General features: G+C 45.2%; 18 protein-coding genes. 10 read left to right on the top strand and 8 right to left on the bottom strand.

From position 1 onward, the window contains the following. Window positions 1-80: 80 nt before the first annotated feature. Window positions 81-2,693 (bottom strand): calcium-translocating P-type ATPase, PMCA-type, encoded by a 2,613-nt coding sequence (locus Y696_RS10555; RefSeq protein WP_121510444.1) that lies wholly within the window; start codon window positions 2,691-2,693, stop codon window positions 81-83. A gap of 104 nt (window positions 2,694-2,797) precedes the next feature. Further along, window positions 2,798-3,526 (bottom strand): TetR/AcrR family transcriptional regulator, encoded by a 729-nt coding sequence (locus Y696_RS10550; RefSeq protein ID WP_006487619.1) that lies wholly within the window; start codon window positions 3,524-3,526, stop codon window positions 2,798-2,800. Between the two features lie 1,080 nt (window positions 3,527-4,606). Here Y696_RS10550 and Y696_RS10540 point away from each other — a divergent pair. The 10 genes from Y696_RS10540 to Y696_RS10490 all read left to right on the top strand — a co-directional run bounded on the left by Y696_RS10540 (window position 4,607) and on the right by Y696_RS10490 (window position 19,580). Continuing rightward, window positions 4,607-5,662: a GntR family transcriptional regulator gene (locus tag Y696_RS10540; protein WP_183084212.1), complete on the top strand. Its 1,056-nt coding sequence runs from the start codon at window positions 4,607-4,609 to the stop codon at window positions 5,660-5,662. Window positions 5,663-6,974: 1,312 nt separating this feature from the next. Continuing rightward, window positions 6,975-8,204 carry an extracellular solute-binding protein gene (locus tag Y696_RS10530; RefSeq protein WP_006487624.1) on the top strand — a complete coding sequence of 410 codons (1,230 nt, stop codon included), beginning with the start codon at window positions 6,975-6,977 and terminating at the stop codon, window positions 8,202-8,204. A gap of 43 nt (window positions 8,205-8,247) precedes the next feature. Then, window positions 8,248-9,159: a carbohydrate ABC transporter permease gene (locus Y696_RS10525; RefSeq protein ID WP_006487626.1), complete on the top strand. Its 912-nt coding sequence runs from the start codon at window positions 8,248-8,250 to the stop codon at window positions 9,157-9,159. Window positions 9,160-9,163: 4 nt separating this feature from the next. After that, the gene (locus tag Y696_RS10520) at window positions 9,164-10,042 is read left to right on the top strand and encodes a carbohydrate ABC transporter permease (protein WP_006487628.1); all 879 of its coding nucleotides are present in this window, start codon (window positions 9,164-9,166) and stop codon (window positions 10,040-10,042) included. A gap of 5 nt (window positions 10,043-10,047) precedes the next feature. Next, complete coding sequence (locus tag Y696_RS10515; protein WP_006487630.1) at window positions 10,048-11,463, top strand: endo-1,4-beta-xylanase; 1,416 nt, start codon at window positions 10,048-10,050, stop codon at window positions 11,461-11,463. Window positions 11,464-11,479: 16 nt separating this feature from the next. Next, a complete protein-coding gene (locus Y696_RS10510; protein WP_006487632.1) occupies window positions 11,480-13,426 on the top strand; it encodes an alpha-L-arabinofuranosidase C-terminal domain-containing protein in 1,947 nt (648 codons plus the stop codon). A 29-nt stretch (window positions 13,427-13,455) separates the two neighbouring features. Then, the gene (locus Y696_RS10505) at window positions 13,456-14,940 is read left to right on the top strand and encodes an alpha-N-arabinofuranosidase (protein ID WP_006487635.1); all 1,485 of its coding nucleotides are present in this window, start codon (window positions 13,456-13,458) and stop codon (window positions 14,938-14,940) included. A gap of 104 nt (window positions 14,941-15,044) precedes the next feature. Further along, window positions 15,045-16,568 carry an FGGY-family carbohydrate kinase gene (locus Y696_RS10500; RefSeq protein ID WP_006487639.1) on the top strand — a complete coding sequence of 508 codons (1,524 nt, stop codon included), beginning with the start codon at window positions 15,045-15,047 and terminating at the stop codon, window positions 16,566-16,568. A gap of 744 nt (window positions 16,569-17,312) precedes the next feature. Next, window positions 17,313-18,839 carry an L-arabinose isomerase gene (gene araA / locus Y696_RS10495; protein ID WP_006487643.1) on the top strand — a complete coding sequence of 509 codons (1,527 nt, stop codon included), beginning with the start codon at window positions 17,313-17,315 and terminating at the stop codon, window positions 18,837-18,839. A 51-nt stretch (window positions 18,840-18,890) separates the two neighbouring features. Continuing rightward, the gene (locus Y696_RS10490) at window positions 18,891-19,580 is read left to right on the top strand and encodes an L-ribulose-5-phosphate 4-epimerase (RefSeq protein WP_006487645.1); all 690 of its coding nucleotides are present in this window, start codon (window positions 18,891-18,893) and stop codon (window positions 19,578-19,580) included. A 136-nt stretch (window positions 19,581-19,716) separates the two neighbouring features. On the opposite strand, the gene Y696_RS10485 is transcribed toward Y696_RS10490, so the two are convergent. From Y696_RS10485 to Y696_RS10460, 6 genes are read right to left on the bottom strand one after another with little or no spacing between them, the layout of a single operon-like run. After that, window positions 19,717-20,325: a metal-dependent hydrolase gene (locus tag Y696_RS10485; RefSeq protein WP_259459924.1), complete on the bottom strand. Its 609-nt coding sequence runs from the start codon at window positions 20,323-20,325 to the stop codon at window positions 19,717-19,719. Further along, window positions 20,318-20,824 carry a hypothetical protein gene (locus Y696_RS10480; RefSeq protein WP_006487648.1) on the bottom strand — a complete coding sequence of 169 codons (507 nt, stop codon included), beginning with the start codon at window positions 20,822-20,824 and terminating at the stop codon, window positions 20,318-20,320. Before Y696_RS10480 ends, Y696_RS10485 begins: the two co-directional genes overlap by 8 nt. A 10-nt stretch (window positions 20,825-20,834) precedes the next feature. Next, window positions 20,835-21,704 (bottom strand): DUF4895 domain-containing protein, encoded by an 870-nt coding sequence (locus Y696_RS10475; RefSeq protein WP_006487650.1) that lies wholly within the window; start codon window positions 21,702-21,704, stop codon window positions 20,835-20,837. Continuing rightward, complete coding sequence (locus tag Y696_RS10470) at window positions 21,701-22,894, bottom strand: VWA-like domain-containing protein (protein ID WP_006487652.1); 1,194 nt, start codon at window positions 22,892-22,894, stop codon at window positions 21,701-21,703. The genes Y696_RS10475 and Y696_RS10470 overlap by 4 nt, the downstream gene beginning before the upstream one ends. Next, window positions 22,884-23,981: an AAA family ATPase gene (locus Y696_RS10465; protein WP_006487654.1), complete on the bottom strand. Its 1,098-nt coding sequence runs from the start codon at window positions 23,979-23,981 to the stop codon at window positions 22,884-22,886. The genes Y696_RS10470 and Y696_RS10465 overlap by 11 nt, the downstream gene beginning before the upstream one ends. Window positions 23,982-24,004: 23 nt before the next feature. After that, a complete protein-coding gene (locus tag Y696_RS10460; protein ID WP_259459923.1) occupies window positions 24,005-25,585 on the bottom strand; it encodes a hypothetical protein in 1,581 nt (526 codons plus the stop codon). Between the last annotated feature and the right edge of the window lie 513 nt (window positions 25,586-26,098).

The following is a 26,098-nucleotide window of genomic DNA, read 5'->3' as shown; positions in this document are numbered from 1 at the left end:
TTCATGATAAGTCCTGTATGCTTTTCAGGCAAGTCCGTTTGCACACGGTATTTTGTCGGCGAACTACAGGTCTTTAATTATCAATCTCTGTGTCTTATGACGCCTGCGAGCTTTTCCAACTCAATCACCGGTATAGGTACAAGAGAAAGCAGAAAAGCAAGCAAATACATCGAAGCATTCACCTTGGCTAGCCCGAATATTCTCGCTACTGGATCTATGAATAGAACAAAAGCAACCATTGCCAGCGACACTACTGTGGCAAAAATATGGAAGACATTGGAAAAGAAACCGGTTTTAAACAGCGAGTGATTTGACCGCATGTTAAAAGAATGGAAGATCTGGGTCAAAGAAAGTATAGCAAAGGCCATTGTTCTGCCTACAACAATATCTCCGGTACTCTTCCAGCCAATCGAAAACCCAATCAGAGTTAGAAAAGCGAACATGATTCCCTGCAGAATTACTCTGTAACCAAGTCCATTTGCAAATATCCCTTCATTCTTTCGTTTAGGCTTGCTTTTCATAACATCCTCTTCAACGGGTTCCATGCCTAATGCAATTGCAGGTAAGCTGTCGGTGACGAGATTTATCCAGAGCAACTGAACAGATATTAGAGGAGCTTCTCTCCAGATAATCATCGCCGTAAATACAGTCAAAATCTCCCCTATATTAGTTCCAAGAAGGAAACCAACCACCTTTCTTATGTTGGCATAGATCCCCCGACCTTCCTTCACGGCCTCTACAATAGTTGAGAAATTATCATCTGTAAGTGTCATGTCAGCCGCGCTCTTTGCCACATCGGTTCCAGTTATTCCCATGGCACATCCTATATCTGCTGCCTTGAGAGCAGGAGCGTCATTAACTCCATCTCCCGTCATTGCCACCACTTCACCTTGTTTCTGCCATGCCCGAACGATCCTCAACTTGTCTGAAGGAGAAACTCTGGCATAAACCGAGATATCCCGAACTCGTTCTTCGAGCTCACTATCCGGCATTTTTGCAAGTTCGCTTCCATCAACAACCTTTTCTTCAGGTGACAGAATCCCGACTTCTCTGGCAATTGCTGCGGCGGTTAGCTTGTGATCACCGGTTATCATCACCGGCTTTATCCCGGCCTGTTTACATAGTGCCACCGATTCCTTTGCTTCTGGCCGTGCTGGATCAATCATACCCACGAGACCCATGAATGTTAGCCCGCTCTCGATCTCGGCGGGATCAAGGAACTCTGGAATCTCCTCGATATGCTTATAGGCTATGGCAAGCACTCGCAGGGCATCGCTACCCATCTCTTCTGCAATTCTTCTTCCCTTTTCGACGTCTCCTGCAACACATCTAAGGGCAACTGAATCAATTGCACCCTTTGTAATTACTACATTCTTGTTTTCGATTCTGTTGATTGTTGTCATCATTTTTCGCTCTGAATCGAATGGAATCTCGGCTAATCTTGGATATTTCTCCTCCATTTTCTCTTTCTCGATTCCATTCCTTTTAGCGGCAAATACTATCGCTGTCTCAGTTGGGTCTCCTATTTGTTTTTCTTCTCCACTTTCATAAATGATTCTTCCGTCTGAACAGAGTGTCGCATACAGTAAAAGACTTCTTATTTCTGGCGAGTTCTCGGAAGAGATCTCTTCCAGAGCTGAATTACAATCGGAAAAGGCCTTAACCAGTGTCATTTTGTTCTGAGTCAGTGTTCCTGTCTTGTCTGAGCAGATTACGGTTGCACTTCCCAGGGTCTCAACGGCTGGCAGCTTGCGAATTATCGCATTTCTTTTAACCATCCGCTGCACTCCTATGGCAAGAACAACCGTCACGATAGCAGGAAGGCCTTCAGGTATTGCCGAAACGGCTAGAGAAACGGAGATCATGAATATCTCCATTATCGGAATGCCATCAATCAAACCAACCAGAAAGATTATCGCGCAGGTAACTATAGCCGCAATTGCAAGATACTTTCCAAGAACAGTCAGTTTCTTCTGAAGAGGAGTTTCCGTCTCTTCTTCCGCTGAAAGCATGCTCGCAATTTTCCCCATTTCAGTTTGCATTCCAGTCTCTACGACAACAGCCTTTGCCCTTCCATAAGTAACGCTACAACCGGAGAAAATCATGTTGAACCGGTCTCCCAAAGTAGCATCTTCTTTAACCTTAGCCTCGGTTTTCTTCTCCGACGAAACCGATTCTCCGGTTAGGGCTGACTCATCAACTTTGAGACTTGCCGAACTCAAGATTCTAGCATCGGCTGGAACGAAGTCACCGGCTTCTACAAGCACAATATCACCTGGGACCACGTTCGAAGCTTGAACGATCCTTTGCTCCCCATCACGTATTACCTTCGCATTAGGTGAAGAAAGCTTCTTCAAAGCATCGAGAGCCTTCTCGGCTTTGCTTTCCTGTATTACACCGATTACCGCATTCAAGACTACTATAAGCATTATCAAAACAGGTTCGAAGAAACCTTCATTCTCGAATAGAGAAACAACGAAGGAAATTGCGGCTGCCGCCATAAGGATAACTATCATAACGTCCTTAAACTGTTCTAGGAAACGCTCGAAGATGGTTTTCTTTCGTTCCTCTCTCAGGGTGTTGCTGCCGAATCTAGCCAATCGTTCTTCCACTTCAGAAGAACTCAATCCTTTGTTGGGATCAGCATTCAGTTTCTCTAATACCTCTTCTAGTTCCAATGAGTACCATGCCATTCTTAGTATCCTCCGTTTTCTCTGTGTGCAACTTCAAGGAGGCAAATCCATATCGCGACTTCTTGGATCGCTTTAAATACAGACTTAACTCCGGGCCGACGCTTTCATTCAGTATCGTCAGAGCGCTTTGTTCTGAGCGAAATCTCATTCCCGCTTTTCAAAGAAGACAATACTACTCTGAACGATTGAAGAAATGAGTTGCGCAGTTCATCACCACTCATCATACTTCTCTCTTTCAGATCATCATAGTATGCTGCAAAAGTTACAAGGGGCATTACAGAGAAGAAGAACTTGAACAATTCCATGTCCAGGGAGTAAGTGAAATCGTGGTCGGCTTCGGAAATCAATTTTAGGATGGGATTGCTGTCAATGTCTCTCGAGAGATCAAGCAGCCTGAAGAGATCGTTATGGTGTTTGCTGTCTTTCAATGATTCGAACATCAAAACCCTCAGCAACAACCTGTTTCCCAATAGATAATCGAGTATCCTTTCATAGTATTCAAGTAATCGGTTCACGAAAACAATAGCAGACTCCTCGTTCGAAAACTTCATCCTGTCATATTCAATATCGAGTTCGCCGTCTTTGATCATCTGAATGATGCCTTCCTGGACGAAATCCATGGTGATGGAAGTGGCATCTTCAAGTAAGGAATTAACTACGTAGCTTAGGATCTCCTCCTTACTTTTGAAGTAGTAATAGATCAGCCCTTTCGTCACTCCTGCGGCCTCAGCAATCTCACTTGTAGTAGTTGCATGGAATCCTCTTTTTGAAAACAGCTCTATCGATGCATCGATGATTCTTTCTCTTGCATCGTTAGCATCCTTTGATTTCATCACACCACTTCCTAACTAACCGGTTAGTCAAAATCATTGTACCATTTTGTTAGCTCTTTAGGGAGGTATCGAGTTTTTTAGATTCTCTCTGGTAAATGAATCAAGAGAATGGAAAGGTTTCGTATTCACCCCCAGGGGAATTAAACAAATAAGTGAGGAATAGTAGACTAAGGAGAAGGGGTGAATATGGCTGAAGCATCCGAAAGGCAAGCATTATGATCCTGAGTTCAAACTCAGATTAGTTAGGGAGTTCTTAGAGGCAGACAAAACCCTTGAAGAAATTGCACAAGATAAGGGGTTCGTACTTCAAAACACTTCAGAACATCACAAGACGCTGGATTTCTCTTATTCGATGAGTATCGTTTATTAGGCGGGCCATTCACGTTTTCTAATCTCTGTCGGTTAACCAATCCTTGCAAAGGAAACTGTGAAAGTGCAGCTTCTGGGAAGTCGAGATGGGAAGGCGAGAAATATTCATTCCGGACTTAGCTCTTACTATTACCCGTAACTTGCAGTCACCACTGGATTCTTAGAGAATTACTAGTAAATAACTCTCAGAGAAATAGACTAGTTTTTTTCGTCTTAGCCCTTCAAAAAACCATGAATAATGCAATAAACGCAATCGCAGCCCCATTAAACACTGGGGCCGACGTAGATCACTAGATGTGCGAAACTTACCGAGACAACTCCTTTCGAATCATTCAACTTGAAAAATCGAAATTTCCACTGCAGGGAAAGCTTGAAGAATAGATATGAACCGAGCGATAGAACCTTTGACACAGTTTGTTTAGGAGGTGCTTCCAAAAAGCCTTGTGAACAGCAAAAGATGGAAAACTACAACAAACAGTGCCTCAGCAGTGCTTTCCCGTCGTGATTAGAGAGCACGATCCCATTCCTGGAGAAGATACCCTGACTGTTGAATGACTGACTCTTACCGCTATGCTTTCCCGCGCGACTGCTGAGTAAAATCCCGATCGATGACAATCATTCTTTATTCTAGCTGAGTGCAAAAACTTGACTCAAAAATAATTCAGGTGTAGAATCCTATATGTACGTACATTCTAACTGGAGGCGACTGTTATCACTCCTAAGTATTCAGTAATTGAGCATTTTCTGCTTGAAGAACTCAAGTCCGGGAAGTACTCTGTTGGAGATAAACTTCCAACGGAGAAAGAGCTTATGAAGAAGTTCAGTGCAAGCAGAGAAACTGTCCGGAAGGCTCTGGATAGGCTCTCTTTCGAGGCGGCAATAGTCAGGAGACCGGGCCTTGGAACCTTTGTAGGCTATGGAAGTGACAACCACCTCGTGGGCATTCTAGTCCAGCAAATAACCAGTTACATCTTTCCATATATAGTGCTCGGGGCCGAGGACCACCTCTTTCGAAATGAATACAAGATGCTTCTAGGCAATTCGGCGGAGGATCCAGTCAAGGAACGGCAGATCCTGTCGGAGTGGATTGCTTCCGGGGTAAAGGGTTTGATAATCGATCCTGTGTACAGTGCTACAAAGAGGTCAAATAAAGATCTAGTGAAATCTATGGCAAAATCGGGAATCAAGATTGTTCTGGTACACAGCGACTGGAACATAGATCAAGTGAGCTGCAATGTTCTTGACGATGCCTTTGGAGGAGAAAAAGCGGCGGAGATCTTCTTTGAATACGGTCATAAAAGAGTTGCCGTGATATACAAATCGACACACCTTCCCGGCGTCATAAGGGCCAAGAGCTTCGTAGATCGCTGCAGACAACTGGGGTTTTCAAAGATATACGAAAAGTCCTTCAACGTTTCGGAGTTCACAGGTGCGCCTATGCAAATCGCTCATGAACTGATGTCGTTACCGCTGCAGATTCGCCCTACTGCAATCTTCTGTTACAACGATGCGACGGCCCTTCAGCTACAGCTGGTAGCAAAGAGACTTGCTCTAAATATACCCGAAGATATCTCGGTTATAGGATTCGATGACGGGCCTATCGGTGATTTCAGAGACATCCTGACCACTTTTGCCCACCCAAAAGAAGATGTGGGAAGAAGGTCTGTCGAAATCCTTCTTGACATGCTCAATGGCTCCAAAGCTTATAGAGTTGTCCATAAACCGGAATTGATTGAAAGAAGTTCAGTTGCTGGTGTGAAGGAATAGTTCTGAACCGCTTTCTTTATGAAACTCAAACTTCTGATCTTAAGACAGATCATCTGCAACCCTCTTTAAAGGCTAAGCGATCATGGAATTTACATCTTTGGCTTTCACTCTGTGACTATCTTAGTTTCTCTTCGTCATTCGCAAATCAACTTGTGGCTCTGACGTCCAGAGCGATTCCTTCTTAAACAACGTTGTCAAAAATCGTGGTTGTACTCTTCGCCCCAGGTTCTTATTAGTGGACTGGTAAGGGTTGGTGCCTCGAAGCCATAAGAAACGCAACTAAGAACTAGATTTTCAGAAAATATTGGACTAGCAATGGCACAAGAAGCTAACTGGCGTCGTGAAAGAAAATACCCCTGCTGGGCACCGAGGAGCAGAAATCGGAAGGCCAAAACAAAAAATCTTCTCTCATATCTGTTCGAGGTTCTTCGATCTATTGAGAAAAGGAACTTGACTTCTCTGCGAGAGAGACGCCGATAGGAATCCATTATAGAAACGACGGCTATGGAATCTTCCGAGAAAGTTATTCCCAACGTCAAAATGGATTTGGGTTTTTTCCGTCTCAAAATACGAACCTCTTGTCTCTTCCTCTCAAGTTCCAGGAACTTCGGTAAAGAGGAGAGAAAGTCGAGAAATGAAAAAGGGCATTTCCTACATGTTCGTTTCACGAAAGGAATCAGAAAAGGAAAACAAAATGGTTTGCGCTTCCAAGACAGTTTCCGTCATAATCGTTGCCATATGCTATCCCCTGTTTAGATCGAAATATCGGACTTCTTCATGAATTAGTCCGGAATCAACGCTCCATATATGTACGGACATTATTCTATGATAATCACGAAGAAATCAATGAGAATCCGTCCTTTCAATATTCGATTAATAGAAATATGAAGATATCGGCCCAAACCCGGCTCAGATCATCAGAGAACGGCTCTAATCGAATTTGGCGCAACTTCTTCGATTTTGCTACAATGTGACCGTGAATTGATTCTCCTCTTAATAACAACTGATTTCTAATCGTGGCAGAATTCTGGATCTGTCTTTTGTGCGGAAGTGTGGGCAAGTATGTTTGGTTTTTTTCAATAAGGTACGTACATATATGTATTTCCCGACAAACCAGAGTAGAAGCCAGTGCTTTCAAACGTAATCAAACAACCAATTTTTCTGTGAAGAGCTTAACTCATTTTTTCGGTCTGACTGATCAAGAAATATCATTTTTTTTGGGGGGTGGTATGACAGGCAATAGATCAGAGACTAGATCGTTTTCTTGTTCATTAACAATCTGGTATTTAGTATTTCTAGGAGGTGAAACTCAGTGAGAAAGTTGATGGTTATGGTACTTGCGCTGGTTCTTGCCGTTGGTTTCTCTTTCGGTATAACAATTACGATGATGTCACCGCTGACCGGAGCTGATGGAGCTTACATGGATGAAATCGTGGCAAGATTCAACGAGGAGCATTCTGACATCGAAGTTGTTCATGTGGTCGTAGAGTCTTCTCTGGATATGAAGAACAAACTTTCAATGGGTATTGCATCTAAGACAGCGCCCGAGATCATGTTCATCAGGAAATTCGACATGCCTCTTTACCTCGAACATTTTAAGGGATTCACAAAGGAAGAATGGCTTGAAAACTATGGAATCGACACAGATGATATCTTCCCAGGTGTTCTCGAAGGACTAGTTGTGGATGGTAAAGTGGTAGGAATTCCTCTGGACATATGGCTGTTCTACATGGCCTACAACAAGGCAAACTTCGCAAAGGTAGGCCTAGATCCTAACAACCCGCCGAAAACGAGAGAAGAATTCATATCTGCCATGGAGGCTTTGTTGCCTATAACGCCTGAAGGCTTGACACCATATTATGAGAACCCTGCCTGGACATGGATCTGGTTCCACCTTCTCTGGCAGCACGGCGGTGAAGTGCTTACCGACGACTTCAAGGCACCTGCGTTTGAAAAAGCCGGAATCGAAGTCTGTAAGTTAATGCTTGAGATGCAGGATAGGGGTATTCTGCCGATGCAGGTAGCCGACCCAGGCGTTTCCTTCCAGTCGGGCGAAAGCTCGGTCTTGATTACCGGTATCTGGACTATCAAGCCATGGATGGAACAGCTGGGTGAGGATTTTGGTTATGCAGTAGCTCCTCAGCTAGGCAACACTAAGGCCGTATTTGGAGGATCCCACGTGCTTGCAATGCCAGCTGTCATGGTCGAAGATCCAAAGGTACTTGAAGCTGCGACAACATTCATAAAGTATCTTTGGGACCACGCAATAGACTGGTATGAAGCAGGACAGACTCCCGCAAGAAAGTCCATTGCCGAGAGTGAGGAACTGAAGGAAAGGCTTCCTCATATCTACGCGGTCTCTCAGGACTCTGAATATGTGAGGCAGTTCCAGATGTTCCCGCTTATTTCAGAGATTGAGGCCGAAATCGCCGTTTATCTAGAGGAAATCCTCGTACTCCATTCGATGTCCCCAGAAGCTGGAATGAAGGAAGCGGCATTTGCCGTTCAGGAAATTCTCGACGACTATTGGTCGAGAAACTGATCTGCGTAAGTAACGGTTAATAAGGTGAAGGGAGGAGGAGTAATTGAGACAATCACATTCTAAGTCACCAAGAAGTTTCCGCAGGGAGGTTGGATCGTGGTTGTTCCTCCTCCCTCACCTGTTCTTTTTCATTCTTTTCGTTGCTGTCCCTCTAGTATTCGGACTCATTATCAGTTTCTTCAACTGGAGTCTCCTGAAAGAAAACGTATTCATTGGTTTCAATAACTATGTGCGGACATGGAACGATTCAAGGTTCTGGCCAACGGTTCAGCACACTGTAATCTTTGCACTGATTAGCGTCCCTTTGGTAATAATTGTGGCAATCCTTTTCGCCCACATACTCAAGAAAAAGCGCTTCGGTCAGCTTTGGTTACTCGTTGCCTTCGTTTCGCCAGCTTTCTTCGGATCTGTAGGAATTCTGAGTTCCTGGAAATGGATATTTGCTTCCTTTCCTTCGGGCCTTGCCAACTATTACCTGGATAAAGTCGGGCTCATCAACAATGCGGTTTCCTGGTTTGGAAGCACTTCTGTAGCCTGGGGAGTGATTATCCTTGTTACGGTCTGGTGGATCGTTGGGTTCAGCATACTGCTATATCTTGGAGCTCTACAAAGAATCCCACCCGAACAGTACGAATCAGCAAAACTAGATGGAGCCGGACCATGGAAGAGATTCATCTACATAACTCTCCCATGGATCAAGAGCGTGCTGTTTTTCGATGTCGTTCGTCAGGCGATTCTGGCATTCGGGCTCTTCGATCAAGCCTATATATTGTCTGGGGGAGGACCCGCAGGGACCACTCGTACACTCGTTTACTATCTCTATCTCGTGGGATTTGAGCGACAGGATTTCGGAAGGGCCGCGGCGATCTCCTGGTATATATTTGCGATCGTACTGATTTTCGCAGTGATTCAGCTAGTTCTGGTCACCAAATCTATACGATCGACGGAGGGGTGAAACTATGACTTCAACAGTCCCCAAAAACAAGAAGAAACTCAGCAAACGAATAACTGCAGTGATAGTGACTGTTCTTCTTTGGGCCTTTGCAGCTTTCTGGTTTGCACCGATCTTCTGGATGCTGTCGACTTCTATGAAATCAACGGCGGCAGCCGTAATTGAAACTCCTCCTCAATGGATACCTCAGAATCCAACTCTAGAAAACTACAAGATCATCTTCGCACCTTCAGGTGGTCTTTCACTCATCAGAGCAACTCTCAACAGTGTGATTGTTGCGGTGAGCTCCACTCTTGCAACGCTGGTTCTGTCAATCCCGGCCGCTTATGCTCTATCTCGATTGAGATTTAGAGGACGTATGCTCATCTTTTGGATTTATGTCGCTGTCCTGGCCTTCCCTGCCGTTCTCTTCCTAATACCTCACTTCTTCATAATAAACGGTATGGGACTATCTAATTCCTACCTTTCCCTGATCTTGCCTGGCCTTGGGGGGACATTCGGGGTATTTCTCTTAAGGCAGTACATGCTAGACATACCCAGAGAGCTGGAGGATGCCGCGTGGATAGATGGGTGTTCTAAGTTCAGGTTTCTGATAAGCATCGTGATTCCGTACATTAAGCCCGCGATGCTTGTACTCAGCTTGATGACATTTCTCGGATCCTGGAACAGCTTCCTGTGGCCATTACTAATCCTCAGCAAGGCCGACAAGTTCACGCTCCCAATAGCTCTCATAAGATTTAGCGCGGGGTGGGGAGACCCCTACAGAGGAATCGGTCCGATGATGGCCGGTGCATTCTTCTCCGTAGCACCCTCTTTGATAATTTTCATTGTCTTCCACAGGTATTTGATGAAAGGAATTTCCCTGGGATCGCTTGGAAAGGAGTAGATATTATGTCAGGAATTAAGAAGTGTTTTCGGAAAACCGAAGGAGAGAGTTTTGGAACACCCCTTGAGAGATACTTTGTCTTGATTCTTGGCCTGCTGTTTCTTAGTCTATGTTTTGGAGGTAGTGTTTTGCCTATTGACATCGACATTAGTGCTTTCGAAGAGAGAATAGAAGCCAATAGAAAGGTGCCGATCAAGATTGAGATCGTGGATGAGAATGGGCATCCTGTTAGCGATGCACACGTATCGGTAAGGCAGATGAATCACGAATTCTTCTTTGGAAATGCCCCTGAGTATCTGATTTATGCCTACGCTTGGACAAGCTACAACCGTGGGAGAAGGTTTGGAATCAAGCCCTTGCCTGAAGAGGATTTAGAGGTATATAAAAGGTTATACCTCGATCTCTTCAATTTCGCCACTCTACCATCTTTCTACTGGAAGGACTACGAACCTACACAAGGCAGAATCCGGCTAGACGAGGCTTCAAAGAAGATAGCCGAATGGCTTAATGAAAACGGAGTGCCTGTTAAGGGCCATACTCTGGTTTGGGGCAACCCCCCAAGTGTAGGTGTTCCTGCGTGGATAGAAGTTAAGGGGAAGCTTGGCCAGTGGGCAGAGGTGAGAGAGGCCCTTTTCTTCAGAGTTGAGAGAGAAGTAGAAGAGTTCAAAGATTTGGTGCAGTACTGGGATGTTGTGAACGAACCTGTTGTTCAAAGCTGGTTCGATGCTCTTGGTCCCGATTACATTGCAGAATCGTTTAGGATTGTCAAAGAGACTGACCCAGATGCCATAACGGTTCTTAACGAGTACGGGGTACTTGTGAACGAGCGGACAAGAAGAGCTTTCATTTCCAGAGCTCGACAACTGATAGGTGACGGAGTCCCTATAGACGTAATAGGAGCCGAAGCACATATCTTCACCGCTCAAGATCTATTAAGCCAGCTGCAATCACTGGAAAGTATCTATCTTGCTATAGATGAACTGGCTCAGCTCGGCAAGCCAATTCACATTTCTGAATTTCAAATCCCTCTTCCCGCGGTTATCGATGCCTTCGATGTATCCATAAATGAGGCCGAAGAGATACAGGCGGAGATCGCAAAGATCTTTTACACGGTGTTTTTCAGTCATCCCGCAGTAGAGGTAATTACCTACTGGAATTTCTACCGTGCTTGGCAGTCCGGAAGCGGATTTCTTCGTGACGACCTGTCAGAAAAACCAATGTTCTACGAGCTGATGAAACTCATCCATGGAGATTGGAAGACCTCATTTGAAGCAGAATTAGACTCGTCTGGAGAATTGTGTTTCAGCGGGTTCTCAGGAGAATACGACATCACGGTAGAATTTGAGAACTTCTCCGAGACAGTATCGATAAACGTTAAGAAGAGCGAGAACAATCAATTCACGCTCGTTCTTGGACAATGATCGAGGGGGTAATCGGATGAGATCAACGACGATAATCCTCACTCTGGTCTTTCTTGCTGTTTCACTTTCCACATCCGCTCTAGCGAATCCCGACCATGTCTTGAAGGTAGACCCAAGCAGTTTGGGCCCAGAAGTTAGCTCTCTTCTGTACGGGATATTCTTCGAGGACATAAATCATGCTGTAGACGGTGGCCTGTATGCAGAAATGATAAGAAATCGATCTTTCGAGCATCAAGATCCTGTCGAAGGCTGGTTTGCGGTCTTTGAATCCGATTGCAAGGCTACCTTTTCGATTGAGACTGATCGGCCTCTCAACAAGAATAACACCAAGTATCTGAGCTTCGAAATTCAATCTGACGACAAGCTGATATCCCTTTCAAATGATGGCTACGACGGTATACCTCTTAAAAAGGGCGAACGGTACTTGTTCTCGGTATTTGTTCGAAGCGACGAAGAGTATAACGGTGAAATCAAGGTTATGCTGGTCGATACTAAAGGTGAACCTGTGGCCGAGAAAAGCCTGGGAACGGCATTTAGCTCTGAATGGGAGAAATACTCGGTGGAATTGCAGCCCAACGAAAGCCTGGATGATGGAAGACTCATCATAACGATGAAGGGCTCCGGTAAGATCTCTTTTGATATGGTATCCCTCTTCCCCGAAGAGAACTGGAACGGCATGAGGATCGATCTGCTTGAGATGCTGGAAGAGCTGAAGCCCGCTTTCGTCAGATTTCCTGGCGGTTGTCTTGTCGAAGGCGATAGTCTCGAAAATGCCTACAGATGGAAGGATACAATAGGTCCAATTGAAGAAAGAAAGACCAACTATAATCTTTGGGGCTATCATCAGTCGTATGGAATCGGATTCTACGAGTATCTGCTTCTTTCAGAGCACCTTGGAGCCGAACCTATTCCGATCTTCAACGCCGGCATGTCATGCCAAGTTAGGGGTGCCGAATACTGCCCAATGGACGAAATGGATGAGTGGGTTCAAAATGTTCTCGACTTCATAGAGTTCGCTAACGGGCCATCCGATTCTTTGTGGGATTCGAAGCGTTCCGAGCTAGGCCATCCAGAACCCTTCAATGTCAAATACATAGGCATTGGAAACGAGAACTGGGGAACGGAGTATCACGATCGCTTCCCGTTGTTCAGAGAAGCTGTCAAGGAGAAATATCCCGAAATTACTATTATTTTCAGCGGTCCTCCTTCATATGAAGGAGCTTCGTTCAATCGTGCATGGAGATGGGCAAGAAGCAATGGTATCGAGATCTTTGATGAGCATATGTATGCAGTTCCGGAATGGATGCTAAGAAATACAGACAGATATGACAAATATGACAGATCTGGTCCGAAGGTGATGCTTGGAGAGTACGCAGCCCACGCGGCCGGCACCAGAAACACTCTTCAAGCAGCGATAGCAGAAGCAGCACTAATGACCGGCCTCGAGCGGAATTCCGACATCGTAATAATGGCCGCTTACGCACCTCTGTTCAACAGAGAGGGCTGGTCACAGTGGACCCCGGACCTCATCTGGTTCGACAATACTCGAGTATACGGAACACCCAGTTATCACGTTCAGAAACTGTTCAACGATAACACTGGAGATGTGATTATCCCCTCGTCACTGACCGATGAAGACATAGAGATAATCGGTTACTGGTTCAAGTCGCTGTATCATGTCTGCAGTTACGATTATGAAAGCAAAGAACTGATTATAAAAATCGTGAATCCCTGGCCCGAAGAAAAGAAACTCAGAATTGAGATCGGCGAAGAGGTTCAGATAACCGGGAAGGCAGAGATGATCTCCATTACCTCCGAGAACATCTTTGACGAAAACACATTCCAGAATCCAGATAAAGTACGACCGAAAACGGTGGGAATGTCCGACCTATCCAACGAATTTACACTAACCTTTTCCGGGAATTCAGTAACGGTATTAAGACTGGAGACGACTGGTCTCTAGCACCATATAAATACGAGGGAGGGATTAAGATGCAGACATCAGTGAAAGTGTGGCCGAGAAAGCTTGGGAAGATAAACGAAATGATCTATGGTCACTTTGCCGAGCATCTTGGAAGATGTATCTACGATGGAATCTATAACGAAAAATCTCCTAAGTCCGATTCGCGGGGTTTCAGAAAAGACATTATGGAAGCTATAAAGAGAATCAAGTGCCCAATTCTTAGATGGCCCGGCGGTAATTTCGTGTCTGCCTATCACTGGGAAAACGGGATCGGCCCTCTCGAGAAGCGTCCTCAGCTCCCGAACTACATTTGGGGTGGTGTGGAATCAAACAGATTCGGTACAGATGAGTTCATACAGTACTGCAGAGAGATTGGCACCGAGCCTTACCTGGCAGTCAGTTTGGGAACCGCTACTCTCGACGAGGCGATCTCCTGGCTAGAATACTGTAATCTGGATACTCCTACGAAGTACTCCAGAATGAGGAGAGAAAACGGTCACCCAGAACCTTACGGCGTAAAGTATTGGGGAATCGGGAACGAAGTATACGGACCGTGGCAGGTGGGCCATTGCAGTGCAGCTGAATACGCTGAGAAACTTCGTCAGTACACCCAGTTCATGAAGGGCGTAGATCGATCAATAAAGGTGATAGCAGTCGGCGCCGACGACCCAAATTGGGATATGACGGTCTTGAAACATGCGGGGCATCTTATAGATTACATCTCGATCCACGAATATCACGGGTCCGATGATTATCTTGGAACAGTAGCCTCTGTCTACTATTGCGAACAGAGACTGAGACTACTCGAAGCACTCATAAAGCACCTGCGCCTCGATCATGTGAAGATTTCTTTTGACGAGTGGAATGTATGGTACAAGATAAGTGCCGAAAAGGAAAGCATGGATAAGGGAATCGTTCTCCTTGAAGAACCCTATGCCCTGAAAGACGGCCTTTTTGCAGCGGGAATCTTCACGGTCATGCACAGAATGGCCGATACCGTCCATATGGCCAACCTTGCTCAGATGGTAAACGCTCTTGGCATGATAAAAACGAAGGGAGACGAAATGGTCCTCACTCCTATTTACCATGCTTTCGATCTCTTCGTTAATCACACCGGTAGAACTAGACTAAACATGGCGGTAGACTGCGATACCTACGACATCAATACGAGAACCTTCGTTGAGGGACGAAACAGCTTCAAGCTGAGCGGCGTACCTTATGTTGACGGGTCGGCAACCTATGACGAAGAGAAACAGGTTCTAAGCGTCGCGCTGATCAACTATTACCAGAAGGAAGAGGAAGTACGTCTGGATCTATCGGGAATCGGGATCAAGAAGAAGGCGGTTCTGAATGTATTGACCGGTTCCGCTCCCGATGAGATGAACGATTTTGACAATCCAGATCGAATAAAACTAATAAAAAAGGAACTAGATAACTGTTCTACGGAGATGCTCCTTAAGCTCGATCCGATGTCGGCAAATGTAATCGAGTTCTCGCTGGAAAGTAGTCTGTAAGACCCTGGAAGGAAGGCGAGGCGTTCGGTTCCGGCGAACCTGGATTGGATGAGATACAATCTTGGTTAAGGCATGAAAATGACGAAATCTAGAAGGTGATATGTATGTACTTAATCGGATGTGACATTGGAACTCAGGGGACGAAGAGCGTACTGGTGAATGAAAGAGGAGAGGTCCTCGTAGAAGCTCAAAGAGAGTACGACGTAATAAAGCCAGGTTCAAACTGGGCCGAGCAGTGGCCGGATGTTTGGGCGAAGGCCGCTTTCAACACGATAAGGGAAGTTGCTGAAAAAGCAGAAGTTGCAAAAAAAGAAATCGCCGGATTAGCTATCAGCGGCCTTTACGGTGGATCTGGTGTTCCCGTCGATAGAGAGATGAAGCCACTGCATCCATGCTTAATCTGGATGGATCGACGGGCAACCGCTCAGACAAGCTGGGTGAAGGAAAACATTCCTAAAGAGAAAATCTTCTCAATAACGGGAAACTATGTAGATTCTTATTACGGCTTCACAAAAATCATGTGGCTCAGAGACAATAGACCGGAAGTCTGGAAAAAGACTTATGAATTTGTGACGCCGAAAGATTATGTAGTTTATCTGCTTACGGGTGAAGACGCGATCGATTATTCCTCTGCAGGAAACATTGGCGGCGTCTTCGATATAAGGAAATTGACGTGGTCCAGGGAGATGTGCGAAGCTCTGGGAATACCTATGGGACTCCTTCCAGAAAAAATCGTGAAGTCTAGCGATATCGTTGGCAGAATAACTGCCGAAAGCTCGAAGTTGTGTGGTCTGCTCGAAGGAACTCCAGTCGTTTCAGGAGGCATAGATGCGCCGGTTGCCCAGCTTTCCGCAGGAGCACTCGAAGAAGGTGAACACGTAGCGATGGTAGGGACTTCTACGTGCTGGGGGACGGTCCACGATGGAAAGGAAATGCCGTTTGGTCTGGTCAGTTTTCCTTATGTGGTTCACGATACCGAAAGAATCTACTCTTTTGGAGGCTCGGCAACCACGGGAGCTCTTGCAAAATGGTTCAAGGATGAATTCGCAGACAGCGAAGAGTCTGTTGGAAAAAGAACTGGAACGTCTCCTTACCAGTTGCTGGATAGGGAAGTTGAAAAGATTCCAGCCGGAAGCGATGGATTAATAGTCCTTCCGTATTTCATGGGTGAGCGTTCTCCGATTTGGGATCCTTTTGCCAAGGGTGTCTTCTTTGGAGTGACGCTTGTCCACACAAGAGCGCATATATACAAGGCTCTCATGGAGGGTGCTGCATACGCACTGAGGCACAACATGGAAAATGGAATCAAGGCTGGACTGAAACTTGACGATGAATGCTGGATAGTCGGCGGAGTGGCCAAATCTACGGTGTGGAACAAGATCTTTGCCGATATTACAGGATATAAGATGAGACAGGTTTCCAGTCTCGTTGAGGCGCCTTTCGGTGACGCATTCCTCGCAGGCCTTGGAGTTGGGCTCATAGATAAACCCGAAAGAATCAAAGACTGGGTCAAATTCAGAGATCCGATTAGCCCCGACCCAAACCATAGGGAGATCTACGAGAAACAGTATTCTCTTTTCCGGGAGCTGTACGAGAAAACCAAGGAGACTATGTGGAAAATGGTCTAAGCGGTGAGAATGGATACCAGCGATAAGAGTTGAGACGGGAAACGATCTTTTGAGGAAACTTGAAGCTCGAAGCAAGTAGTTGAAAGTCATCGGCCGTTGCACAGAGGCTTTTTAGAGAGGTCGTTATCGATCTATCGCTGAGTGGTCTCCGTCTGGCTGGTCGCAGAGCTTCAAAGATACTCTGGATCCGTTTGTTCGGAACTGTCAAGTTCTTATGAAGCGCACTAAGACATTGAAGAGTTTAAGACGGCCGAGTTCGTTGAAGCCTATTGACTCTAGGTAAGGAGACTAGCTTCATGTTAGGTTGATGGGGTTTCACCGGGCAACGTATCAGTTTATTATACTGTTTCGCCCTATGCGATTGAGAAGTCAAGGTGTTCAAAAACCTCTCTGAACTGTCTAAGAGAAGTATGAGCAGATGTGCATGAGATTTGTTCGTCTCAGCTTCTAGAACACTAGAAGAAATGGGAATCATGAATCCCCTAGACAGATTCGAGAACCTGGTTCCAAAGCCAGGTGAAAGAGTTATGAGACGGTTTGATTGATTTCGGAAACAAGGTGTTGGCTGAGTTAAGAGGTGCAGAATCATTCATGCTTGACGAAACTAAATCCATAGGTTACGACAAAGCATTGAAATCTCGAAAGCCATCAATCTGTCTTGGTCTCAAGCGCTCCAAAAATCTACCGTTATTTGTAGTCTTAAAGCTTCAATGTTTTTTGGATAAACATGGGTGACCAATCTCTTTGCGAAAAGGAGGACTGATTATCATCAGCACAGATAGCTATGAAGTTTGGTTTTTGACGGGAAGTCAAGAGCTATATGGTAAAGAAGTTTTAAGAAAGGTCGAAGAGAACTCTAAAAAGCTAGTGAACGCTCTCAATGAGAAGATAACTGCCCCAGCAAAAATCATGTGGAAACCCGTGCTAAAAGATGCAATTCAGATAAAAGCAACAATTGATGAGGCGAATTCCAACAACAGATGCATCGGTTTGATCGCATGGATGCATACGTTTTCACCGGCGAAGATGTGGATCGCCGGTCTGAAATCCGTTCACAAACCCTTTCTTCATCTCCATACCCAGTTCGATCAGAAGATACCGTGGGATACCATAGATATGGATTACATGAATACGAACCAATCTGCTCACGGGGGAAGGGAGTTCGGATTCATCTCCACAAGGCTAGAAATGAAGCGCAAGGTAATTGCCGGGCACTGGACGGACAAGACTGTCATTTCAAAGCTTGAAGATTGGCTTAGGGCGGCTCTAGGCTGGAACGAAGCGCATAGACTCAAGGTCGCAAGATTGGGAGACAATATGCGGGACGTTGCCGTTACCGAAGGAAACAAGGTAGACGCCCAGATCGACTTCGGTTACGAAATCCATGGCTTTGCGGTCGGAGATTACATAGAAGGATACTTCAAGAAAGTGAAAAGAAGTGAAGCCGAGGAACTAGTTAAGGAATACTTGAAAGAGTATCCCGTTGTGAAATCGACGGTCTCTGAAGAAGAATTTCAGTCTTCAGTTCGCGAAGCCGCAAGGATAGAAATCTCTTTGAGAAGGTTTCTGGAAGATGGTGGTTTCAAGGCGTTCACAACTACATTTGAAGATCTTCACGGAATGAAACAACTTCCGGGGATTGCAGTCCAAAGACTTATGAGAGACGGTTACGGCTTCGGAGGAGAGGGAGACTGGAAATCGGCTGCCCTTGTAAGAATCATGAAGGTAATGGCCGAAGGCATCGATAAAGGAACATCATTTATCGAAGACTACGTATATCACTTTGAACCGGGAAACGTGAAAGAGTTAGGGGCACACATGCTCGAGGTATGTGAATCGATAGCCGATGGTACTCCTTCTTTAGAAGTTCATCCTCTATCGATAGGAGGAAAGGAACCTCCGACAAGGCTAGTGTTCAATGCGAAAGCGGGACCCGCTGTTCAGGCCTGTATCGTCGAATTCGGAGATAGATTCAGAATGATCGTAAATGAGCTGGATGTTGTTAAGCAAGAGGTAGCGATGCCCAAGCTGCCTGTAGCAAGGGTCCTATGGATTCCGAAACCAGATTTATCAACTGCCGCAACAGCCTGGATTCTGGCCGGTGGGGCACATCATTCAAGCATGAGTTACACGGTCACCACAGAACAGCTTGAAGATCTTTGTGAAATGTTCGGAATTGAAATCGTCGTGATAGATGAAAATACAGACATTAGGGAGTTCAAAAAGGAACTTAGATACAATGAAATATACTACAAACTGAAGAAGCTTTGATCTTAGCTTTGTCATGGAAATTGCTCACGCTGAATGTGAAAGGAAGAGAATATGCTAAATAAGCTTAAGGAGGAAGTCTACAAGGCTAATATCGCTATCGATGAGTATGGACTGGTAAAACTTACCTGGGGAAATGCCAGCGCAATATCTAGAGAAGAAGGTCTAGTTGTTATTAAACCTAGTGGGGTAGACTATTCCATGCTTTCGCCGGACGACATGGTGGTTGTCGATCTCGAAGAAAGAGTAGTGGAAGGTCGTCTTAAACCTTCTTCAGATACACCGACTCACATCTTTCTCTACAGATCCTTCCGTGAAATAGGCGGAATAGTTCACACCCATTCAACTTGGGCAACAGCTTGGGCGCAGGCTTGTAAGAGTATTCCATGCTTTGGTACGACCCATGCAGACCACTTCTACAAAGAAGTGCCCTGCACGAGATTTCTGAAAACTGAAGAAGTCGAAAACGATTACGAACTAAATACGGGTAAGATAATAGGAGAGACCTTTTCCACTAGAGATTACCAAAGAACTCCCGGAGTACTGGTAGCCGGTCACGCACCTTTTACCTGGGGAAAAGATGTGAAGGATGCCGTTAAGAACAGCATAATTCTAGAGGAAATTGCAAAGATGGCATGCCTGACGCTTTTGATCGAAGGGGAAACGGAAGCGCTTCCTGAGTATATAATGAACAAACACTATTTCCGGAAGCACGGAAAAGATGCTTATTACGGACAGAAATAGAACTGAAGAAGGCAGTTCTACTCCAGAAAGAACTGATAGAACGACTCGATAAACAGGGCTTTAAACTGCCTCTGTTTGATGATTCAGTAAAGACAACCTCTGGCAGTGTCGGAAATTTCTCGAGAACAGGCGGGAGTTACAAAATGGAATTACTCTCTTGCCCGGGGTCGGATCTTCGTGTTCTTTTGACCCCGTGGATTTTATCAAGAAGCAGATGTAGACAGTAGCCGCTTGAACCGGCAATACCCAGAAAGATTGTCTCCGTATGATTCATTGAACCGCCAAACGACTCCAGTCTGAAAACCACAACACTTTCGATTACCAGCCCATATAGAAGGCTTCCCCATACTGTATGAAAAAAGCCTCTGTGACTGAGAAGGTTTGTCAGTTTGGATACAACCAGTCCGGAAATAATGGCAAGTGAAAAGGAAAGTGTAACTGCCACAGGCAGTGAAGGAAGCCTGGAAAGCAGGAATGGCTGAACCCTGGGCGAAATTATGGAAATGTATAGAGCAGAAGCAACATAACTTGCGATTAGTATTTCGATAATTCTCTTTATCAACGCGCTTTTCGAATCTATGTCAGGCAGATCGCTTCCGAGTACATATAAAAGATATCCGGAACCTATCAGTCTGCTATCCTGAAGTTGCTGAACGGGCAAGAGTTCAATAGCACTCAGTGAAAGTAAGATGAATATCGGATAGGAAGCGATACCCCAGCATATGTGTGTCTTAAAGTCAGCCATCTTCCTCACTGCCGAACTTCGTCCCCCGACTCGAAATATCGACATAGAGAAGCACATCTTTCAGCGATATACTCATACCGCATTCTACTTCCTCGGGAACGGGTTCATTCAAATCGACCGGATATAGAGATGTCCGATTGCATAGAGAGAGGTTGACTCTTGAGAAACGTTTGTACAAGGCCGTTATTTCCTCGTCCTCGACATTGAGCCCAACGGTCGCCGTTATGCCCGACATAAAGAGATACTCAAGATCATCGAGATCAATCTTCACTAAATCTGAGCTGAGTCCTCCCTCTGATGGAGTACAGAAAAGAATGAGCTCTCTCGAAAGATTGTAAAACGGTGTACCTTCCAGTCTCTCGTATGTTCTATATTTGTCGACAGTAGTTTCATCTGCAAGAAGAACTTGACCAGTATATTCGATCAAGTCTCCGGCCTTCAACTTCCGAATATTCTTTATCGATATCGGATAGAACATCTTAAGCGTTTGCCTTGCCAAATCACACCACCTATTTGCTCAGCGGAAAATCAGTATGAATGAATCTCAACATGCTTTCTATCGTTTCAGATATGAATTTCGAGTAGTATTTGTAGAATGATTCAAGCCTTTCGTATACTGGTTTTGAGTCTACTAGATCTATCTCGAAAACAGTTGCAACCGGTCTCGAGATATTCATGTCGGGAGTTACACTCGAGTTTCTGAGAACGTCACACTGTTTTGTTACCTCGATCCTGAACAACCTTGAAAGCTCCATAATTATAGAACGGTCGATGTTTTCATTTATCTTTGGTAGACCAAAGGCGATTTTTAGAATGTTTTGAAAGGGAAAAACTAGGACTTCTCCGTCGTCGAACTCAATCCACTTTCTATAATTTTCTTTGCAAATGGAAAACAGCGTATCATCGATAACTTCCGACAACCTGAAGTAATCCTTTCCGCGCAGGGAGTCCTTCAGAATCTCTTTACGTAGAAGCCTTTCATTACCATAGTAAGCAAGGAAGTAAAGCTTCAAAGGACTTTGAAAGATCGCTCGATGGTACGTCAGTTCCGTTTCGTCCCCAAAGAAACCGGCGAATACTTCCATATACGGGTTCTCGACTTCGTTTGGGAACCGGTACAAAGCGCTTGCTGTCTCAAATGGAGATGAGTTTGAAAGACCCACGTAACCTCTGCCTTCGCTGTCCACAAAGACCGAAAGAACGGGAGCGTTCCCTTTTGAAGTTTGAACGACCAGTGTCATGAAGTGGCCAAAAGCATTGTCCAGTCGATCAGAGTGGTCTTTGACAAGTTTTGCCCACGAGACGAAGCTGTCTTCAACTTTTTCGTAGACTCTCCTGAGAATTTCCCTGTAGCTTTCGGGGCCGGAATAGTAAGTCACTTAAGAAACACCACCGACGAACGTCCGTATATTGATTTTGCTTCTTCAGCAAATTCTGAATTGTGGCTTTTTGGTAGAACGAACAATACTCTTCTCGAAACTGTAGGCAAATCCGTGAACCCGTCGGTGAAGAGGAGGAGACCTTCAGGTCTCAGCTTTTCCTGAGCGTAATCGACGGCCGGCTGAAGATCAGTCTCTCCTCTTCCCATTAGCTTAAGGTCTCTCCACATTCCCTTTCCATATTTCATCACACTCTGAACCGTCTCATCAACCTGCACAAGCCAGACCCTGGAATCTGTCACTCTTGTAACTTCGTCTATCTCACTGAAGAAAGAGTTGAACTCCTCTTCGATAATGCTCCCACTGGTATCGACAACTACCACCAGTTTCGCCGCATAGTCGTTTTTCCATCCCGGTTGATCATCATATCTTCGGTTGGGCCTCATCGGAGTTCTGTACCTTCCAACCTGCATGGAGGAACCAAAGAAACGTCGAATCATATTTCTCCAGTCGAGAACGGGATTGTCGAGAATCAGCTTCATAACTCCCTCGAGACCTTCTGGCATGCCGGTCTTGGCCTTTTCCATAGTCTCAGAGATCACCTGCTTCAGTAGATCCTCTACAAACTCCTTAGGAAGCTCGAATTTGCCAAAGTCCTCATGTGAATCCGGCCTGGAGATGTTTGAATCGAGTAGTTCGAGATCAATGGTCTTGTTCTTCTTCATGAAGTCAAGTCCCCAGTCGTGATAGAACTCTGCCGTCATTCCCGGATACTGCATTGGAGGTCCAACGAAAAACCTCTCGTTGTCGGTCCCGCAGCCTTCTTTCAAAATCGAATCCATTGGGAGGCTGAAAGCATCGAGTTCCCGTATGAACTGATTCACGGCCGCGTCCATCGACAGATCCCACAGCATTTTTTCTCTGGACTTGCTTACCGGTATCAGTATGTGACCATTTACTATGTGGAGACACTCATGCTTTAGTAATGCCTTTGTAAACGTCAAAGGTCTGTTTCGAAGAGTATCTGGATTGTATAGGAGCTGAAACCTTCCTCTTGAACTAACTCGGAGTTTCAACGTTCTTACCGCAACCGAGGGGATTCTATCTATGAAGAGGAGCAGGAAATTGTAGAAGGGGCTGTCTTTTCCCAGTTCAAAGACTGCCCGTTCCATCAATTCCTCATTTTTCATCCTTTTCGCTCCTTTGAAGGAATTTCAGAACGTCGTGATCCATTGCCAGTTCCTCAAGAAGATTCTCATAAAAAGCCCGCTTCAGTCCCTTCTCTCCCTCTACCTGATGAACAATGTGCCTTATCACCGAGAAGAATGAGTCTTTTGGAATCACTTTCCCAATTCTGAGAAGATTACCGGCGATTACCGGAACGTTCTGAAAGTATTCCTGAACTTGCAAATCATCTAGCTCAGAAAGATGCTTCGTAACACGGAGCACCGAGGCACTGGTCCATGAGATGTCCCCCTCCGAAAGCCTCCCTAAAATGTTCTCGTCAAGATCGAGAAGGAGAGCTCTTGGAGAAGGGAGAAGTTCGCTACCTTGAATCTTGCTCATGAAAGTCCTGGCCGCCTCGGGACCAACAATGCCTGCAGCTATTACATAACCGTATCTCTCGATCTCTTCGCTTGAAAGGTCTGCGAATACTCTTCCGAGCTTATACCAGCTACGAGGGCTCGGCCTCAGCTCGAGACGCATCGAAACTATTGTATCCCTCGAAAGAAACTCTGGATACTCCCTAATAAAATTCGTCACGTTGCTCGGCATCCCCTGAATTTCAGCCCATTTAAGCCACTCATCGGGATCTGGAGTGAGCTCTATGTGGAAGAACCTTGACATAAAGGCGGGATCAGTTATTAGCTCTACCTGATCATATTCCTCATCCGGCGGGTTAGCAGCTGCCATTATCCAGCTTCCTTCCGGAAGAAAGTGATTGTGTATTCTTCTATCTATCAAGAGCTGCATTATTGCATTTCTTATCGATCTGTGAGCTCTGTTCACTTCATCTATCATCAATATGACATTTCCTTCGGTTGGCCACCAGTCAGGCCTTAAGAACAGTGTCCGCTCTCCATCCCTTGAAGGCATTCCGATGAGATCACCGGGCTCCATCTGTGAAATCACTAGAATTATCAGTTCTCTGCCCGTCTCGGATGCGATCTCCCTAGCGAGATCTGTCTTTCCAACCCCAAAGTGGCCCCAGAGAAGTGGGATCTCTCCAGACTCCATAATTATTTTACTCAAGTGTTTTGCATCTTGAACCTTCAAGCGTATCCCTCCAAAATCCTCATTCAGACAAAATTATAGCACAGTGATCTGAACGATGCCCAGGCTATAGAGACCCAGAGAGAAACCGGCAAAACGAGTCCTAAGAGCCAGGTAAAGGGTGAAACTATAGGGATATTCATGAAATTAAGAAAAAGACCGATATTTCCGGAAATGTACAGGGTCATTGGAAGCGTTGAAAAAACAGGGAGAAGTGTTGATAGAAGGAAAGATAGAATCGCACCCGAAAGACTTAGTGCCTTAAAAACGTTCTTCGAATCCTTCGTTCCAAAGCTCTTCTCGAGAAATCCCCCTAACAATGAAAGAACGAAGATCGTAGGAATCATAAATAGAATGAAATTCATCATGAAAGCCCTGTACTGTGAAGTGTTGTTGGAGACGTACAGACCTACAAGCAAAATGACGAAAGAATACAGAGAGGTGATAACGAACGATTTCGATAAGATCGTCTTGCCCCGCCTGATGGGAAACAACCACGAAGTATCGCCAAGTTGCCTCTCAAAAGCAAAAAGTGCGGTCGAAGAGACAGTTGTGTAGTTACTGAAGAGGAAAACTATAAGACCCAACAGCTGTAAAATACCAAAGCTGCTTAGAAGACCCGGGTTGACAAGAACAACCACAGGGACGAACAGTGAAGGATACAGAATTGCAAACATTAGTTTGGGCTCTCGAAGAAGCAACAATGAATCCTTTATCAGCAGACCCAAAAACAATCCATGAACTTTGAAATCTCCATTTGATTTCGTGGACACATTCCCGATTGGTCTAGTCATAAGCTTCTGGAGAACCTTGCTGTAAAGGAAGATTTCTAGCAGTGCTAGAGAAGAAAAGATACCTATCGAGGATACTATGAACACGGCAAGATCCCTTGTATCTCCCGTAATTGCTCTTACAAAGGGCGACCAGGGAAGATAGGGGGAAGTGACAATGCTCTGAAGCCCGCCGAATTGTTCTGCAACCTGATCAGGTTTTGCTAGATCAATTGCGGAAAAGTCCATGAATCTCAATGTGAAAATGAAAACGAAAAGCGTAACCATGGTCATCATAGCCGAAAGCGTCTTAAGAAAGCGCCCCTTGGATAGAAAGACAATCACGAATGAGATTATCGCAGTTATCGCCAGAGTGTTGAGCACGAAGACAAAGAGCAAGACGAGGGCCATCCAGAATCTCCCGTCCGAGTACCCCAAGCCTCTTAATGCGGCCATGAAGACCGGCGCAAAAAGAAGTATGGGCAATCCTCCCGCAGCCAGAACTTCAAGCAACTGAACGTTTGCAATAGTGGCTGTCCTTACCGGCAAATTCAGCAGCATTTCAACCCGTTCAGAAAAGAAAAGGTTTGAGACTACTATTGGAAGGTCGCTCCCAAGGAGTATTGAGAATATTATCGCCGAAAAGAATGAAATGACTATCAGTTTTAGATCGATTCCCGTCAGCTCCCTTAACTGATCGGAAAGATCGGCGACCCTGGAGAAATTCGGCACGAGGTAACCTCTCAAGTAGAAGGCAATCGGTACAGCGATCATTATCACGAATGCGACAGCAAGAAAAGAAGCAACAAACGCTCTCTTTCCCTGACGGGTCAGCATTCTCAACCCTTCGACGCCTCGCCACTTAAGAATCGACAAGAAATCTCTCATGAAACTATTTTGCCACACTCTACAAGTCTTTAGCCAAAAGGCCTTCTGCGAAATTTACGAACCTCTTTCAATAAAAGCCAGGGTCGAAGTTGTAAAAGCTTCGTCACGACAAATCTTCATTAACTCAGAAAATTTCTTTTTCAGTCGACAATACCCGGTTATGCATCGTGGCGCAGAAAGAAGTGCCTTCATCCAGGCAGATTACCAATAACAGTGCAATATCATTTAGGAAGCGTGAGACATTTAAACAGCCAGCTAAACGGTCCATCGTTCTTTTGAGAAGGAGCGAGTACAAACGCAAACAGTTTCCTCCCGGAATAAAAGTATCCAAAAGAGCTTTCGGAAAAGACTGGAGAATACCAATAACCAGTCACCACTGAACCACTGTTTTGAACCCTAAGTTCCCGAAATCTAACGATGAAAACCATTTAAAGCGTTGAAAAGACTGAGTTAGGGTTGTTT

The organism is Mesotoga sp. H07pep.5.4 (assembly GCF_003664935.1).
Lineage (GTDB): Bacteria > Thermotogota > Thermotogae > Petrotogales > Kosmotogaceae > Mesotoga > Mesotoga prima.
The sequence above is the reverse complement of the archived record's forward strand: the minus strand, read 5'-3'. Positions and strand labels throughout refer to the sequence as shown.

What these genes read in the sequence shown, in the direction of transcription:
- Y696_RS10520 (WP_006487628.1), top strand. Translation starts at nt 9,164, where the DNA reads ATGACTTCAACAGTCCCCAAAAACAAGAAGAAACTCAGCAAACGAATA.
- Y696_RS10515 (WP_006487630.1), top strand. Translation starts at nt 10,048, where the DNA reads ATGTCAGGAATTAAGAAGTGTTTTCGGAAAACCGAAGGAGAGAGTTTT.
- Y696_RS10555 (WP_121510444.1), bottom strand. Translation starts at nt 2,693, where the DNA reads ATGGCATGGTACTCATTGGAACTAGAAGAGGTATTAGAGAAACTGAAT.
- Y696_RS10485 (WP_259459924.1), bottom strand. Translation starts at nt 20,325, where the DNA reads ATGGCTGACTTTAAGACACACATATGCTGGGGTATCGCTTCCTATCCG.
- Y696_RS10550 (WP_006487619.1), bottom strand. Translation starts at nt 3,526, where the DNA reads ATGAAATCAAAGGATGCTAACGATGCAAGAGAAAGAATCATCGATGCA.
- Y696_RS10460 (WP_259459923.1), bottom strand. Translation starts at nt 25,585, where the DNA reads ATGCTGACCCGTCAGGGAAAGAGAGCGTTTGTTGCTTCTTTTCTTGCT.
- Y696_RS10505 (WP_006487635.1), top strand. Translation starts at nt 13,456, where the DNA reads ATGCAGACATCAGTGAAAGTGTGGCCGAGAAAGCTTGGGAAGATAAAC.
- Y696_RS10500 (WP_006487639.1), top strand. Translation starts at nt 15,045, where the DNA reads ATGTACTTAATCGGATGTGACATTGGAACTCAGGGGACGAAGAGCGTA.
- Y696_RS10470 (WP_006487652.1), bottom strand. Translation starts at nt 22,894, where the DNA reads ATGAAAAATGAGGAATTGATGGAACGGGCAGTCTTTGAACTGGGAAAA.
- Y696_RS10490 (WP_006487645.1), top strand. Translation starts at nt 18,891, where the DNA reads ATGCTAAATAAGCTTAAGGAGGAAGTCTACAAGGCTAATATCGCTATC.
- Y696_RS10510 (WP_006487632.1), top strand. Translation starts at nt 11,480, where the DNA reads ATGAGATCAACGACGATAATCCTCACTCTGGTCTTTCTTGCTGTTTCA.